This is a genomic window from Paenibacillus wenxiniae, from assembly GCF_039822605.1.
In the GTDB taxonomy this organism is placed as follows: Bacteria; Bacillota; Bacilli; order Paenibacillales; family Paenibacillaceae; genus Saccharibacillus; species Saccharibacillus wenxiniae.
Genome location: NZ_JBCGUH010000053.1, coordinates 1 through 545 on the forward strand (window position 1 = coordinate 1; position 545 = coordinate 545).

A 545-nucleotide genomic window follows, 5' to 3' on the forward strand; every position below is an offset into this window, starting at 1 on the left:
GTGGAGGTGATCGGGCGATTATACGATTTCCATGTGACCGATATCGCCGATTTTGCGTGGGAAACGGTATTCCGGCAAGCGATAGGCCGTCCGCTCCCAACGGGACGTTCGTACTGGGTCGGACCGAACACCATCGATGGTGAGCCGCGTGGAAATACGAGTCCGTATGTGTTGCCCATTTTACGTGGCAGTCATCCCCAGCCCGGCTTCAAAAACGTAACCGTCAAAACGGGCTACCCTTTCAAATTCGATCTAAAAACGATCGGCAATATGTTTGGCGATCGGGATGCGATTCGGCTCACGCCACGTTTTTACTACCAGGATCGATCGGCAGCGACAGCACCGAAGCGGATTCCGGTCGATCTGTATTACCATTCGGATACCGAATCATTTATTCGTATCGGTTCAGCGGCGGATGTGCAGCGACGACAGGTGACGCTGAAGGAGCGGCTGCGTCATGTACCGATGGCAGACCTTACCCAAACCGCCACATCGATCTACGCACTCACCAGCGGTTGGCTGATCTCGAAAGAGCAGTATCTCGC

General features: G+C 54.3%; 1 pseudogene. It reads left to right on the forward strand.

Features of this window, described 5'->3' with window-relative positions:
- Window positions 1-545 (forward strand): annotated as a pseudogene (locus AAHF22_RS23820) (DUF5704 domain-containing protein); the annotation flags it as partial.